At 64.2% G+C, this 14,761-nt stretch carries 11 protein-coding genes and 1 pseudogene; 6 read left to right on the forward strand and 6 right to left on the reverse strand.

Annotation, left to right across the window (positions count from 1 at the left end; all coding sequences use genetic code 11):
* From RCH11_RS14550 to yczR, 4 genes and pseudogenes are all read right to left on the reverse strand, one after another.
* Nucleotides 1–637 (reverse strand): annotated as a pseudogene (locus tag RCH11_RS14550) (DEAD/DEAH box helicase); the annotation flags it as partial.
* 875 nt (nt 638–1,512) lie between these two features.
* A complete protein-coding gene (locus RCH11_RS14555) occupies nt 1,513–1,980 on the reverse strand; it encodes an NUDIX hydrolase (protein WP_327057739.1) in 468 nt (155 codons plus the stop codon).
* Between the two features lie 101 nt (nt 1,981–2,081).
* A complete protein-coding gene (locus tag RCH11_RS14560) occupies nt 2,082–5,189 on the reverse strand; it encodes an efflux RND transporter permease subunit (RefSeq protein ID WP_327057740.1) in 3,108 nt (1,035 codons plus the stop codon).
* A gap of 110 nt (nt 5,190–5,299) precedes the next feature.
* On the reverse strand, nt 5,300–6,718 hold the full coding sequence (yczR, locus tag RCH11_RS14565; protein ID WP_327057741.1) for a MocR-like transcription factor YczR: 1,419 nt from the start codon (nt 6,716–6,718) through the stop codon (nt 5,300–5,302).
* 61 nt (nt 6,719–6,779) lie between these two features.
* On the opposite strand from yczR, the gene yczE reads away from it, so the two are divergent.
* The 6 genes from yczE to RCH11_RS14595 all read left to right on the forward strand — a co-directional run bounded on the left by yczE (nt 6,780) and on the right by RCH11_RS14595 (nt 12,516).
* Nucleotides 6,780–7,397, forward strand: coding sequence for a membrane protein YczE (gene yczE, locus RCH11_RS14570; protein WP_327057742.1), 618 nt, complete (start codon nt 6,780–6,782; stop codon nt 7,395–7,397).
* 530 nt (nt 7,398–7,927) lie between these two features.
* Entirely contained in the window at nt 7,928–8,728 is an 801-nt protein-coding gene (locus tag RCH11_RS14575) for a DUF4097 family beta strand repeat-containing protein (protein ID WP_327057743.1), read from the forward strand.
* The gene (locus RCH11_RS14580; protein ID WP_327057744.1) at nt 8,725–9,330 is read left to right on the forward strand and encodes a PadR family transcriptional regulator; all 606 of its coding nucleotides are present in this window, start codon (nt 8,725–8,727) and stop codon (nt 9,328–9,330) included. Before RCH11_RS14575 ends, RCH11_RS14580 begins: the two co-directional genes overlap by 4 nt.
* A 227-nt stretch (nt 9,331–9,557) precedes the next feature.
* On the forward strand, nt 9,558–11,702 hold the full coding sequence (locus tag RCH11_RS14585; RefSeq protein WP_327057745.1) for an APC family permease: 2,145 nt from the start codon (nt 9,558–9,560) through the stop codon (nt 11,700–11,702).
* A 5-nt stretch (nt 11,703–11,707) separates the two neighbouring features.
* Nucleotides 11,708–12,124 carry a fluoride efflux transporter FluC gene (locus RCH11_RS14590; RefSeq protein WP_327057746.1) on the forward strand — a complete coding sequence of 139 codons (417 nt, stop codon included), beginning with the start codon at nt 11,708–11,710 and terminating at the stop codon, nt 12,122–12,124.
* On the forward strand, nt 12,121–12,516 hold the full coding sequence (locus tag RCH11_RS14595) for a fluoride efflux transporter FluC (protein WP_327057747.1): 396 nt from the start codon (nt 12,121–12,123) through the stop codon (nt 12,514–12,516). The genes RCH11_RS14590 and RCH11_RS14595 overlap by 4 nt, the downstream gene beginning before the upstream one ends.
* 146 nt (nt 12,517–12,662) lie before the next feature.
* Here the strand turns inward: RCH11_RS14595 and RCH11_RS14600 are convergent, their stop codons facing one another.
* Nucleotides 12,663–13,589, reverse strand: a complete 927-nt coding sequence (locus RCH11_RS14600) for a carbohydrate ABC transporter permease (protein WP_327057748.1) — start codon at nt 13,587–13,589, stop codon at nt 12,663–12,665.
* Entirely contained in the window at nt 13,586–14,758 is a 1,173-nt protein-coding gene (locus RCH11_RS14605) for a carbohydrate ABC transporter permease (RefSeq protein ID WP_327057749.1), read from the reverse strand. Before RCH11_RS14605 ends, RCH11_RS14600 begins: the two co-directional genes overlap by 4 nt.
* Nucleotides 14,759–14,761 lie beyond the last annotated feature (3 nt).

A 14,761-nucleotide genomic window follows, 5' to 3' on the forward strand; every position in this document is an offset into this window, starting at 1 on the left:
GGTCGTTATAGGCCGGACGCTCGGTACGAGCCGGACGGTCGTTATAGGCCGGACGCTCGGTACGAGCCGGACGGTCGTTATAGGCCGGACGCTCGTTACGAGCCGGACGGTCGTTATAGGCCGGACGCTCGGTACGAGCCGGACGGTCGTTATAGGCCGGACGCTCGGTACGAGCCGGACGGTCGTTGCTGTACGACGGGCGATCCGTGCGGGCGGGACGGTCGTTATAGGCCGGACGCTCGGTACGAGCGGGACGGTCGTTGTAGGCCGGACGCTCGGACTGAGCCGGACGATCCGTACGAGCCGGACGGTCGTTATAGGCCGGACGATCCGTGCGCTGCGGGCGATCGCCGTATGCCGGGCGGGCCGGGCGATCGTTCGCGTTGTAGGCCGGGCGCGCGGGACGGTCGTTATAGGAGGGGCGGGCGGGGCGATCGTTGTAGGAGGGACGCTCGGTGCGCTCCCCATAGGCCGGACGCTCGGTGCGCTGTGGGCGGTCACCGTACGACGGACGCGCCGGGCGGTCATTTGTCGGATTCCAATTCGGGCGGCGATCCGTGGATGCCGGCCGGTCGTTTCCAGCCGGGCGGTCCCCGGTGCGCGCGGCGCGCTCATCCGCGTTCCATCGCTTCTTCACCGGGGCATCATTGTGAAAGCCTCGGTGTCCCTCGCTTCGGCTGCCGTTTTTGGCGGGTCCGGCGGAGTTGTATTTTTTGACAGGTCGGCCTGAGGCCGCTTTTTTATCGAATGGCATAGTCGTATTTCCGGGTTGTTTTTAATTGCATGGCAGCGCACTGCCAACAAGCAGTGCTTCTGCGGGAACCCGGGCAGTCTTTGGCCAGGACCGTTTCACATACGTGATTGTTCCCACGTATTCCAGGGAGTAGCTGGAGATGTTCTCTTATGGTGAGAACTGAGGGAAACCGGCCCGAAAGACTTACAAACCCATTCGCGTTTCTGTCGCGATGTCTAGAGCCGACCCCGCAACGTTACAGCACACCCGCCGAAAGCGCATCAGATTGACCCGAATGCGTCTTCGTCGGCCGTCGGCGCCGTCACGGTGCTCGCCCTCGCCACGTGCGCCCTGTTGCGCAGTCCGGTAAGGTCACGCCTTCCAACCAGTCGCCCTACCCGCAGGTGAAGACCTATCCCCATATCGTTGTCGTCGAGAATCTCGAGTACGGCTGCATCACCGGAGAACGGGCGGATGCCTGCCTCCCCGTGACTCGTCGGAGGCGGCTACCCCGTGAGCGGCGGTCATCTCGATTTACGACGGCAGCAAGCTGACGGGCTTTCACTCCCTCGCCCTCTGCCGCCTCGGCCGCGCGAGTCTTGAAGCCTGCCCACACGCGGTCCAGGCCTCTGCACCGTGGCAGGTGGATGACTCGAATCCACCGTTCTTCGTCGGGCACTCGCTCGACGAGAGCATCTTGCAATCCCCAACGACGACGCGCGGTCGCGCATCGCCATCTTCTTTCCCGCCACGGTGGACGGGCCGGTTGGCGGCTAATCTCAGCGCTCGAAGCGGGTGGACTCCGCACCGATGACGGCAACTTTTATGCGCTCGCTCATGTCGGCCGAAAGCGCGGGCAGCGCGTCCAACGAGAACCAGGCGGCCTCGGTGTTCTCCCCATCGGCGGGGAACGGCTCACCCGACACCCAACTGCAGCGGAACACCAGGTCGAGATACCGTGACCGGTCGCCGTTGTCGTACGTGACAAGGTCGATGACTTTTACCCAGGACAGGGATTCGACGTGAGCGATGACATCCGCCTCCTCCAGCACTTCACGCTCGGCCGCGACGGCGGGCTCCTCGCCCGGGTCGACGATGCCGGTGACCGGAGTCCACGCGCCGCTGTCGGCGCGGCGAACCAGAAGCACCTCAGCGCCACGAAGCACGACGGCAGTCACCCCGGGCAGCCACAGCTCGTCATGACCGACCTTCTCGCGGAGGGTGAGCACGAAATCAGGGGTAGCCATTCGACGAGCCTAGCTTCGCGGGTCGGGCACCCTCGCCGTGGTCGGGCGTCCGGGCGCCGCGGCTTGCGTGCGGGCATCCGGCCACTTCGGGGCGAGAGGGCCTAAGGGGTGGAAGAAAGCGCCGCCTTCGCCGCGCGACGATCCGTGCGGCGTTCCTTCGCGCCCTCGACGAGGTAATAGAGCACTGGAAGCACGATGAGGGTGAGCAGCGTGGATGACACCAGCCCACCGATCACGACGATCGCGAGCGGCTGCGAGATGAAGCCACCATGACCGGTCAGACCGATGCCGAGGGGCACCAGCGCGAAAATCGTCGCCAGCGCGGTCATGAGGATCGGCCGGAGTCGACGTGACGCGCCGTTGATGATCGCCTCGGTCACCTTCATGCCACGGGTTCGGTACTGGTTGATCAGGTCGACAAGCACAATGGCGTTAGTCACCACGATCCCGATCAGCAAGAGCACTCCGATCAGCGACGCGACACCGAGGGGTACTCCCGAGATCACCTGAAGCGCGATGGCCCCGGTCGCCGCAAACGGAATCGAGACGAGAAGCAGCAATGGCTGGCGCAGGCTCTTGAAGGTGGCCACCATCACGACGTAGACGATGAGGATGGCGGCGAGCAGGGCAAGGCCGAGCTGGCCGAACGAGTCGCTCTGTTGGGTGGTCACGCCACCGAGGGTCGCGGTCGCGCTCGCAGGAAGCTTCAGCTTCGCCACAGCGGCCGACACGATCGCCGAGGCGCTTCCGGTATTGTCCGTCCCCGGCACCACCGTGAGGGTGGCGCTGCGCAGCCCTTTGATCGTGGTGATGCTCGAGGGCCCGTTTACCGTGGCGATCGTGGCGAGGTCGGAAAGCGGCACCGCGCCCTTCGCTGTCGGGATCGAGAAGGTGTTGAGCGCGTCCGTCGTGAGCGGGGCGGTGGAGTTATTGACATAGATCGACAACATCTTGCCATCGATGACCACACTGCCGGTGGCGCTCGGGTTCATCGCCTGGGTGACGATGCCACCGACCTGTACCTCGCTGAGCCCATCGGCCGCTGCTTTCGCCCGATCGATCTGCACCGCTATATAGGGGAGCGAGGCGGACAGGTTGCTCGACGCACGCGAGACCACGGAGAGGTTCTTCATTTTCGCGAGAATGACATCGGAGGCATTCCGCAAGTCGGCATCACTGCCGGCCGTGACGTTCACCTCGATGTTGGAGGAGGCGAACCCGCCCTGCGCGGTGGCCACCGCGAGCTCGCCCTCTCCGGTGGTCTTTTTCAACTGGGCGGTGACCGTGGCCTGCAGTTTGGCCTGGTCGGCATCGGGATTGGTCGTCAGCGAGAAGGTGCTCGAGCCGCCTCCGGAGAACGCTGCGCGCAGCGAGCTGCCGCCGGATCCGATGGTGAGCAGAACGGTGTCGACACCCTTCACGTTGCGCAGCAGAGTCTCTACCTTCTTCGAGGCGGCATCCTGTGCCTCGAGGCTCGTGCCAAGGGGCAGAGTCTGGGTGACGGTGAGCGTGTTCTGCCCGCTGTTGCCGATGAAGTTTGTCTTGAGGCTCGTGGCAAGCAGTGCGCTGCCCATCAACACGACAAAGGCTGCGATGAGCACGAGAGCAGGAAATCTGAGGGTCCAGCGGATGACCGGAAGGTACACCTTTTGCAGCCGAGTCGTCTGCTCGAACTCGTCCGCACCGGTGGAGGCCGCAACGGACTCGCCTTCGGCGTGCCGGCGCGCATTCTTGCGGCTTCCGAGGAACCAGTACGCAAGCACCGGAACAATCGTGAGCGACACGAACAGCGATGCGAGGAGGGCAATCGTGACGGTGATGGCGAAGGGACGGAACAGCTCCCCGGTGAGTCCACCGACGAGTGCAATCGGCAAAAATACCGCAACTGTGGTGATTGTGGAGGCGGTGACGGCCGTCGCGACCTCCCGCACGGCGGTGAGGATGGCTGGCAGCTTTTCTTCGCCGAGACCGATGTGCCTCTTGATGTTCTCGATCACGACGATGGAGTCGTCGACCACCCGCCCGATCGCGATGGTGAGTGCCGCGAGCGTAATGATGTTGAGCGTGTAGCCGGAGGCCTGCATGCCGATGAAGGTGATGAGCACAGAGACGGGAATCGAGATCGCGACGACGAGGGTCGACCGCACCGAGAACAGGAAGACGAAGATGATGATCACGGCGAAGCCGAGGCCGAGCAGCCCTTCTTGCGCAAGGCTGTTGATCGACTGGGTGATCGATGGCGCCTGGTCGGCGACGACCACGAACTTGGTGTTGCTGCCGAGCTGCTTCTCGAGAGTCGGCAGGTCGCTTCGAACCAGATTCGATACCGACACGGTGTTGCCGGCTGCCGACTTGGTGACGTTGAGCGAGACGGCTGGCTTGCCATTGACGCTGGAGTAGCCGCTCGTCGGATCGTTGACGACGGCGACGGTCGCAACATCCGCGACAGTGGGGATCGTGAGGGACCTCGCGCCGAGCAACGGAAGGGCCGCGATCTCGTCGGTCGTGGTGATGCGCGATCCGGACTGCACCGTGAGCGTCTTCGAGTTCTCGGTTATCGATCCGCTCGCGAGGAGGGTGCCATTCGCGGTGAGTGCGGTCTTGATCGACTGGATACTGAGGCCGTTAGCAGTGAGCTTTGCGGCATCCGGCGTGATCGTCACGCGCTGGGACGCGGCGCCGAGCAGGCTGACGTCGCTGACGCCGGTGAGCTGCTTGAGGTTCGTAACCGTGAGAGTCGACAGCTTCGACGCGAGGGTGTTCGCATCCATATCGCTCGTGACGGCGAGCTGGATCACCGGCAGATCGCTGAGGCTGAAGGTGATCACCTGGGGGGTGACGCTCGCAGGGAGTCTCGTCTTGATGCGGTCGAGGGCGAGCTGGACCTTTTGCTCGGAGGTGGCGATATCGGTACCGTACGAAAAGGAGGCCGTGACAGTGGATGCTGCGGTATTCGAGGTCGCCGTGGTCGATTCGAGATTCTCGATCCCCTGAAGGGCGCTCTCGATCGGAGTGCTCAGGTCGGTGTTCACGACGTCGGGCGACGCACCAGGGTAGCTGGTGACGATGAAGACCGAGGGTAGCGAGAGAGAGGGGATCAACTCCTGCTTGAACGAGGTGAGCGCGATGCCTCCGAAGATACCAATCACGATTGTGATCAGCGCGATGAGGGCGCGGTTACGAAGGCTGAAAACCGAAAACAGATGCACGGGGGGACTCCTGGAGCAGCGGCGGGGGAAGCGCACGACCATGTGCTCTTCGAAAGTATCTCAGGGCTTGCTGGGCGTGTGCATACTCTCTCAGGAGTAAGTAGAAAGGGCTAGACCACGTCTGCGAGGAATGATTGGTCGAGTAGCGGGCCACGCGCAAGCGATACCCATGCGGCGCTCAGAGCCGTCACCGCACGATCCGTTTCATCCGCTGAATATCCGAACGGAATGCGAAGGAAGCGCTCGAATGTGCCGTCTATACCGAAGCGGGGACCAGCCGCGAGCAACAGGCCTTCCGCCCGGGCGGCGAGCGTGAGCTGCGAGCTCACCGGCGCACCGAGATTGACCCAGGTGGTGAGCCCGCCGTCGGGGGTCGGTACCCTCCACTCGGGGAACGCGACCGCGAGCCTGTCGGCGAGGTGATCTCGGCCCGCCCGCAACTGAGCTCGCCGGGTTTCGAGAATCGCGTCGTAGTCCTCCAGCAGGTTCTTCACCACTAGCTGTTCAAGGGCCGGGGTTCCGAGGTCCCCCGCGCTTCGCGCTCGTGTGAGCTTCTGGATGAGCTGGCGCTCGGCTCGGATCCACCCGATGCGCACCCCGCCCCACACGGTCTTTCCCACTGAGCCGATGGTGACGGCAGCACCATAGGCGGCGAGGGGAAGGGGTGCATTCACTCGATCGATAGTGAGCTCGGCCATGGTCTCATCGGCGACGATCACCGTTCCCTGCCGCTCGGCGAGCGCAAGCAGCCGCTCTCGTTGCGCGGGAGGCATGGTACGCCCGGTGGGATTGTGGAAGTCGGGCATGAGGTAGCCCATCGCCGGACTGGAGCGTCGGAGCGTCTGTTCGAGGGCGGCCTCGTCCCACCCTTCGTTGCTGGTAACGCTCACGGGAACGAGCCGCGCGCCGGTGAGTCTCAGCGCTTCGTAGGCATGCGGATAGCTTGGCGACTCGACGAGTGCGCTATCCCCGCGACCGAGCAGGGTCCGCGCGACCAGCGCGATCGCGTGCTGGGCGCCGAGGGTAATCATGATTTGCTCCGGCTCGGTTGGCACGCCGCGCGCGGTGAAGCGGTCCGCGACGGCGGTGCGCAAAACCGGGAGTCCAATCGGATCGAAGCCCGAGTCTCCGAGATAGGCCGGCAGTTCGGCTGCGGCTCGATTGACCGCCTCGACGAGTGCCGGAATCGCGGGAAGAGCCGCTTTGCTGAAGTCGAGGTACCCGGTCTGGTGGGTGTCGAAGATGGGCGGGAACCGTGTGGGCAGCCGTGCGATGCTGCCCGATCCGCGCAGGCTTTCGAGGAATCCGGCGTCTCTCAGCTCGCCGTAGCTCGCGGTCACGGTGGTGCGACTGACCCCGAGCTGCGCGGCGAGGTCGCGTTCCGCGGGCACCCTGGTGCCGAGCGGGATGCGGCCGTCGAGGATGAGCAGGCGGATGCGGTCGGCGAGCGCCGCATACGCGGGAGCGGTAGTGGCCTCTCGCCATCCGCGCACCAAGGAGGCCAATGACCGCGCAGAGAGGGTATTCATAGAACCACTCTAGGAGAATTGGCATCTTGCAAGAAAGCCAATTACCGAATTGGATTGGCCCATGATGATTCGGCGTATTCCCCAATTGCTCGTCGGCCTGTTCCTCTACGGGTTCGCGATCGCGATGATGGTGCAGGCCGGCATCGGCGTCTCACCGTGGGACGTTCTGACGCAGGGAATCGCCCGGCAGACCGGTCTCGCGTTCGGCCTCATCACGAACCTCGTCGGGCTGCTCGTATTGGTGCTCTGGATACCGATCCGCCAGAGGCCGGGTCTCGGCACCCTGCTCAACGTGCTGCTGATCGGGCCGAGCGCCCAGCTCGGCCTCTGGCTGCTTCCGGTCGCACATGAACTGTGGGAGCAGGTGGTGCTCTTCGCCGGCGGGCTGGCGCTACTCGCCCTTGCAACGGGCCTCTACATTGGTGCCCGATTCGGACCGGGGCCGCGCGACGGCCTGATGACGGGCATCCATCGCCGCTGGGGGTGGCGCCTGTGGATCGTGCGCACCTCGATCGAGGTGACGGTGCTGGCCATCGGCTGGCTGCTCGGAGGCAATGTCGGCATCGGCACCGTGCTCTTTGCTCTGCTCATCGGGCCGATGGTCAACGTGACCATCCCATTGCTGACTGTGCCGATCGCGCCGACTGCGGTCGCCACTGCCGAGCGGGTGCCGTCATGATCTCCGCCGTTTCGCTTGCCACCTTCGGTCTGAGGGCATCCGTCACCGCGCTCGCGATCGCCCGGCGGTACGAGTACGACCGGTAGCGGACGCACGCCCGGCGCAGAGGGCCGGCATCCACCTGTCCGTGACTTTTGCGCTATGAGTGTCACACCCGCCTGAATGAAGAGGGGGATCATCGGAGGGAGAGGAAGGTACAGGAGGCCATCGGGGGATCTCCTGGATCGGCACGTCGGTTGTTTGACTCCCTCGTGGCTCGCACGCGGGAGGGGACCACGCGCAAAGGTCGAGTGCGATTTCGAGCTTCCAGCGGCACCTTCGCGGCCCTGAGCGACACTCGCGCCCGCCTGTTTGGGCGCGAGTGTCGCTGAGGGCCGCGGAGCCTCCCGATCCGCGAACCGCAGCTCCTTTCCAGAGCACCCTTGCGCAAACCCAACTCGCGATATATCTTGAGTTTGTTGAGACGCGATATAGCTCGAACGTGGATGTCGCGGCATCCGCCCCATCCCCACCCAATCGAAGGAGACCCCATGGCCCAGGAGAAGTGGCTCATCGACGGCGAGAAGACCATCGACATCGAGATGATCCGCAAGCTCAAGGTTGGCCTTGTCGCTGGCCAGGTGAATATCGTCGGACACGACGACCCCGGCGCTCGCGTCGAGGTGCACTCGGTGCGCGGCAAAGCGCTCACAGTCACGATCAACGGGGACACGCTCGAGATCGACCATCCCCAGCTTGGCTGGGACAACTTCATCGAGGTGTTCAAGTCGTTTCGCGGCAACGCGAGCGCGGACATCAGCATCATGGTTCCTCGCGATGTCGGCCTCAAGTTCGGCATCGTGACTGCGAGTGCGCTCATCAGCGGACTGACCGCGGATGCCCGCATCAGCACGGTGAGCGGCGACGTGATGATCGACAACCATCACGGTGACCTCGAACTCAACGCGGTGAGCGGCGAAATATCGGTGCGCGACCACTGCGGCAGGATCGTGGCCCACACCGTCTCGGGCGACCTGACGGCGAGTGGCGAGACCATATCGTTCACCAGTGACGGTGTCTCCGGCACCGTGTTCCTCGACATCCGGGGCATCCCCCAACTGGTTCGGATCAATACCGTAAGCGGCGACGTCACGACGCGACTCGAGCCGGGCGTGCCCGTGCAGTACAAGATCAACACCGTGAGCGGCAAACTGCAGCTCGACGATTCCGAGATCCGCGGGGTGCGTGGCGGATACACCGGCACGTTCGGCACGCTGGAGGAGCACTGGCTCGAATTCCGCGCCAACACGGTCAGCGGCGACGTCTCCGTGCTGCACGCGGTGAGCGCTTGACTCCCCCGGTCTTCGCCCACGGGCACCTGCGGCTTTACCTGCTCAGCATTCTCGCGACCCGGCCGATGCACGGCTACGAACTGATCCAAGCGCTCGGGTCCCGCTTCGGCGGCACCTACGTTCCGAGCGCCGGCACGATCTACCCCCGCCTCGCCAAGCTGGAAGACGAAGCGCTCGTCACGAAGTCGACCGACGGACGCAAGACCATCTACGAGATCACGGATGCTGGACGGGCCGAGCTCGAAGCCCGTCACAGCGAACTCGATGGCATCGAGAATGACGTCACCGACTCGGTGCGCCGCCTCGCCGACGAGGTGCGCGCTTCGGTGAACAACGCCATGAAGACGCTGCGGGCCGACCTGGCGGCGACGGCGCGCGAGGCCCGGGCGGATGCTCGCGAGGCCGGTCGCGCGATCCGTGGAGAACCGCAGCGCGAAACTTCGGCGACCCGATTGCGCGAGGCCGAGATGGTGCTCGATGAATTCCGTCACCAGGTGCGCATCGACCTGCGGAGCCGCGTCGGGCAGGGGGACCTCGGCGAGGACGTCGTCGCAACCCTGCGAGAGCAGCTCGCACAGGTGCGACAGACCCTGCGCGGCTGATCCGCGCCTCCCGTTTTTCCGACCACCTCCCGTTTTTCCGACCACCTCCCTGTCGGCACACCGAGGTGGTCGGAAAAACGGGAGGTGGCACGTGGAAAAACGGGAGGTGGTCGGAAAAACGGGAGGTGGTCGGCCAAACCCGGTCGGGGAGCTTGGTTGCCCGAAGTATTCCCCATTGCGGCGACTGATTTCTAGGCGCCCTCGGTTCAGGTGTAGTGTCGCACTCCGTGACTAGCGAAGTACGCTCGCCGAAACGATGGCTTATTGGCGAACCGCTGGCCTCCGAGAAACTCGAGGGCCAGCTCCTCCCGAAGCACCTTGCGCTGCCTATTTTCGCGAGCGATGCACTGTCTTCCGTGGCGTATGCGCCGCAGGAACTCCTGCTAATCCTCACTCTCGGCGGCCTCGCCTTCCTCAGCTTCGCGCCCTGGGTCGCGGCCGCCGTCGTGCTGCTGCTCGTCGTGGTGGTCACCTCGTACCGCCAGCTCATCAAGGCATATCCCTCTGGCGGTGGCGACTATGAGGTCGCCCATAAGAACCTGGGCGAAAAATCGGGGCTGGTCGTCGCCTCCGCGCTCCTCGTGGACTACATCCTCACCGTCACGGTTTCGGTCGCCTCCGGCGTGGATAACATCATCTCGGCATTCCCGGTGCTCAATACCTATCGGGTCGAGATCGCGGTCGGTTTCGTGATTATTCTCGCCGCCATCAACCTCCGCGGCGTCGCCGAATCGAGCAAGACCTTCGCGCTTCCCACCTACCTCTTCATCGCGTCGACGGGTGTAATGATCGTCACCGGGTTGGTGCGGGCCGCACTCGGCGATACCCCGATCGCGGCATCCTCAGCCTTCACCGTCAAAGACCCGGCGAGTCTTACCCAGGTCGCGTTCATCCTGCTGCTTCTCCGGGCTTTCGCGAGCGGATGTTCCGCCCTGACAGGTGTCGAAGCCGTGGCGAACGGGGTGCCGGCCTTCCGCCGCCCAAAGATCAAGAACGCGCAGAAGACTCTGGTGCTCATGGGCTCCATCGCCATCGTGCTCTCCATCGGCATCATGGCGCTGGCACTGATCAGTAAGGTGCACTACGCGGAGTCGGCCTGCGACCTGCAGGGCTTCAAGGACTGCACAACGGCGCCCCAGACCAGCGTGATCTCGCAGATCGCCGCGGCCACCTTCCCCGGTGGCGGGTACTTCATGTTCTACGTGATCCAGGGGGCGACTGCGCTGGTGCTACTGCTCGCTGCCAATACGGCGTTCAACGGCTTCCCGCTGCTCGGCTCGGTGCTGGCCCGCGACTCCTACGCGCCGAAGTCCCTCCAGACCCGCGGTGATCGCCTCGTCTACTCGAACGGGGTGCTCGTCCTCAGCGGCGCGGCCATCCTCCTTCTGGTCATCTATCGCGCGAATCTCACCCAGCTCATCCAGCTCTACATCATCGGCGTGTTCGTGTCGTTCACTCTCGGCCAGACCGGAATGGTCGTGCACTGGACGCGGATGCTGCGCGATGGACGCGAAATCCTGAGCAAGACACAACGCGGCCAGGTCTGGCGTAGCCGGGCAATCAATGCCACTGGCGCGACTTTCACGGGAGTCGTGCTCATCGTCGTCACGATCACCAAGTTCACTCACGGCGCCTGGCTGGTGTTCGCGATCATGCCAGTGCTCTTCTTCCTGATGCTGCGGATCAACCGCTACTACGCGCAGGTGGCCAAGGACATCGAGGTCGACCCCACCACTACCTTCGGGGCCACCGGGGACCACGCCGTCGTGCTCGTCGGCAAGATGCAGAAGCCAACTCTCAAGGCCCTCGACTACGCCATCGCAGCGCGCCACGACAGCATCGAGGCGGTGCACATCAACATCGACGACCACGCCTCTGAACAGCTCTCGAAGCAGTGGGACGAGATGAACATCCAAGTGCCGCTGCGAATTGTGCCCTCGCCCTACCGCGACATCAGCATGCCCCTCATCAAGTACATCAAGGCGCGTCGGGCCGAGTTCGGCTCCGAAGTCGTGACGGTTTATACACCGCAGTACATCGTGGGGCACTGGTGGGAAAACCTGCTGCACAATCACAAGGCCCGCCGCATCCGCCAGAAGCTGATGCTCGTGCACGGCGTCACGATCGCGCTGGTACCGTGGCTGCTCGACTCCTCGCGCAATCTCTACAGCCGTTCGTACCGCCCGCTGCCGGGCGAGTCCCGTCGTGGCGAGCCCCGTCGTCCGATCATGCGAAAGCCGCTTCCACCGGCCGCGCCCGCCGCCCGCACGTCGAGGGTGAGTGCCGGAGAGGTTCGGAGCGAGAGCCAGGTCGACCGTGCCGCGCGTCTCGCGCGCGAGACCGCCGCCAAGAAGTCCTCGGCGCGGAAGTAGCCCCCATGGCAGGCTGGCGTGAAGTGGCGGCTGTCGCAGCGGGGGGCGTGATCGGCACGGGGCTGCGGCTCACCCTCGATACGGTGATCCCCCATACCGATACGGAGTTCCCTCTCAGCACCCTCCTGATCAACGTCGTCGGATCCTTCGTTCTCGGTGTCCTTGTCGCCACCGTCTGGCGTCGGGCGCACACGCCCAACTGGCTCAAGGTGGGGCTCGGTACCGGCACGGTCGGCTCGTTCACCACCTTCTCGGCACTCATCATCTCGCTCATCGCCCAGGCTCACAACGGCCTCTGGATGCTCGCAGTGCTGTACCTCGTGTTATCCCTCGTACTCGGTTTCGGTGCAGCACTCCTCGGGCTCAGCCTCGGTCGACGTCCGCGATCGACACCGCTGGAGATCGACATGGTGGACGAATGAGCCCGGCACTCATCGCCGCAGTACTCGGCGCCGGAGCCCTCGGAGCTCTCGCCCGCTACGCGATCGCGCTCGCCTTCATCCGCGCGACGCGATTTCCCCGGGCCGTGCTGGTGGTGAACGTGGCCGGATCCCTGCTCGGCGGCGCGGTACTCGCCCTCGCCGACCGGGGAATCGTCGACACCGAGCTTCGCCTCATCCTGCTCACCGGCATCGCCGGGGGCCTCACAACATTCAGCACCTGGTCGGTCGAGACGCTGCAGTTCGCCCTCGCCGGACGCTGGCGCACCGCTGTCGCGAACCTGGTGCTCAATCTCGTGCTCGGTCTCGGGGCTGCGACGGCGGCCTACTTCGTCGTGTACTGGTTGTTCCTGCTTCACCAGTATCGGCCCTAGCTCCAAAGAGTCGCGGCACCCGGATCCGCCCGCCACTCCCCGCGCCCAGGAGTGACACGCGCGCCCGCACCTTCGGGTGCGCGTGTCACTCCTGGGCGCGGAGAGGGCAGACAGCGCAGAGAGGGCGCAGCGACAGCGCAGCGCCTCTACCCCTTCTCCCCACCCTCCGTGGTGTTCATGATCTTCCGTTGAAAGATAAAGAAGATCGTGGCCACCGGGATCGTCATGAGGATGGCTGCGGCGAGCTTGAGTGGAAATTGGTTGCCCGATCCGAGCTGTCCCGAGAACAGGCTCGCTATTCCTGTGGTGAGGGTGTTGAGATTCGGATTCTGCCGCGAGACAACGAAAGCGCCGAATTCGTTCCACGACCCCTGGAAACTCAGGATGAACAGGGTCACGAGCGCTGGCCTCGCCATGGGGAGCACGATGGTCCAGAAGGTGCGGAAGATACCGGCGCCGTCGATGCGCGCGGCCTCCTCAACGCTCACCGGAATCGACTCGAAGAACTGCTTCATGATGAAGATCCCGCCCGCATCGACGATCAGCGGGATGATCATGCCCGCGTAGCTGTCGTAGAGCCCGAACTGCTTGAGGATGAGGAAGCGCGGAATCAGCAACACAACATTCGGCACCGCCATCACGGCGATCAGCGCGCTGAAGACGATCGTGCGGCCGCGGAATTTCAACCGGGACAGCGCATAGCCGGCCAGCGAGTCGAAGAAGACTCGCGCGGCAGTGACGATGATCGTGATGAACGCCGAGTTGAGTGCCCACAGCGGCAAGGGCGAGCCCGAGAACAGCTGCTGGTAAGCGGCGACCGTCCAGGTTTGCGGGATCAGCGCGAGCGGATTGTTCGTCGCGTCACCATCCGTCTTGAATGATGACGATATCGCCACCAGGAATGGATAGATGTACACAATTGCAAAGAGGAGGAGCATCGTATAGCTGAGAATTGCACCTATATGGAACCGTCGCCAGGCCCGGTGCGCGCCAGAGGGCGGTCGGGGCGGCGTGCGCACCATTGTCGCCGGTGCAGCGGCGTTCAGATCCGGAGGAAGTGCCGTGGTGGTCATCGGACGCTTCCGTTCCGTGCGGCAGTCTTCGCCGCGGCAGTATGCGCTGCGGCTGTCGCATCGGCGGCGAGCAGGCGACTCAGCGGCCGGTCCAGCCGTTCCTTTTCGCGATCTCGCAACACCAGTCGTTGTAACAGGGTGAGAACAACGATGATCGCGAACAGGATGAACGAGATGGCCGCGCCATCCCCCCAGTTGAGGTCCTTGAACGAGGTCTGGTAGGCGAGGAAGGCCGGCGTGAGGGTGGTCTTCGCTGGCTTTCCCTGACCGAGGATATAGATCTGGTCGAAGATCTGCCAGGTACCGATGAGGCCGAGCGTGAGCACGGTGAACAGGGTAGGACGCAGCATCGGCAGCGTCACGGAGAAAAACTTGCGGAAGGGACCGGCACCGTCGATGAGCGACGCCTCTTCCACTTCGATGCCGATGTTCTGAAGTGCGGCAAGGAAGAGCAGCATGAAGGTACCAGAGGTGGTGAAAATGACGAGGATGATGATCACGCACATCGCCACGCTTGGTCCTGACAGCCAGTCCCACCAGCTCAACTCGAGCAGCGCCGGCGAGGAGAGCACCGGCGGGTTGTCGCCGACACCGAACACTCCGGCGATGATGTGGAACAGTCCGCGAGGATCCGCGAACCAGGTCGGTCCCTTGGCGCCAAGCGCGGCGATGACCGAGTTGACGGCACCCGAGGAGGCGAAAAGGAACGCGAAGATGCCGGTGATGGCGACGGCGCTCGTGACCGAGGGGAAATAGTAGGCCGTGCGGAAGAAGCTACGCCCGCGGAGGACTCGCCGGTTCACCTGCACCGCGAGAAACAGCGCGAGCGCAGTCTGCAGCGGCACCACGAACACGACGAACCAGAAGTTGTTGCGGATGCTCGTGCCGAAATCCTTCTCCGCGAGGCCGCCGGAGGTGAGCACGTGAGCGAAGTTTTTCGCACCCACAAATTCGACCTGCGAATTGATCGGCGAGCCGAGTCCTCCCCAGTCGCTCACGCTTACCCAGAGCGCCAGGATGATCGGAAACACGAGGAAGACGCCGATGATCACGATGGCCGGGGCGGTGAACAACCAGCCAAAGCGCCCCTCCCCCGACCGGATACCGCCGCCGCGGTTGCGGTTGCGCGGGGAATCCTTCGCCGGTCGGGGGAGGGTGCTCGTCGACATGAT

It is taken from the genome of Glaciihabitans sp. GrIS 2.15 (assembly GCF_035984695.1).
Taxonomy (GTDB): domain Bacteria; phylum Actinomycetota; class Actinomycetes; order Actinomycetales; family Microbacteriaceae; genus Lacisediminihabitans.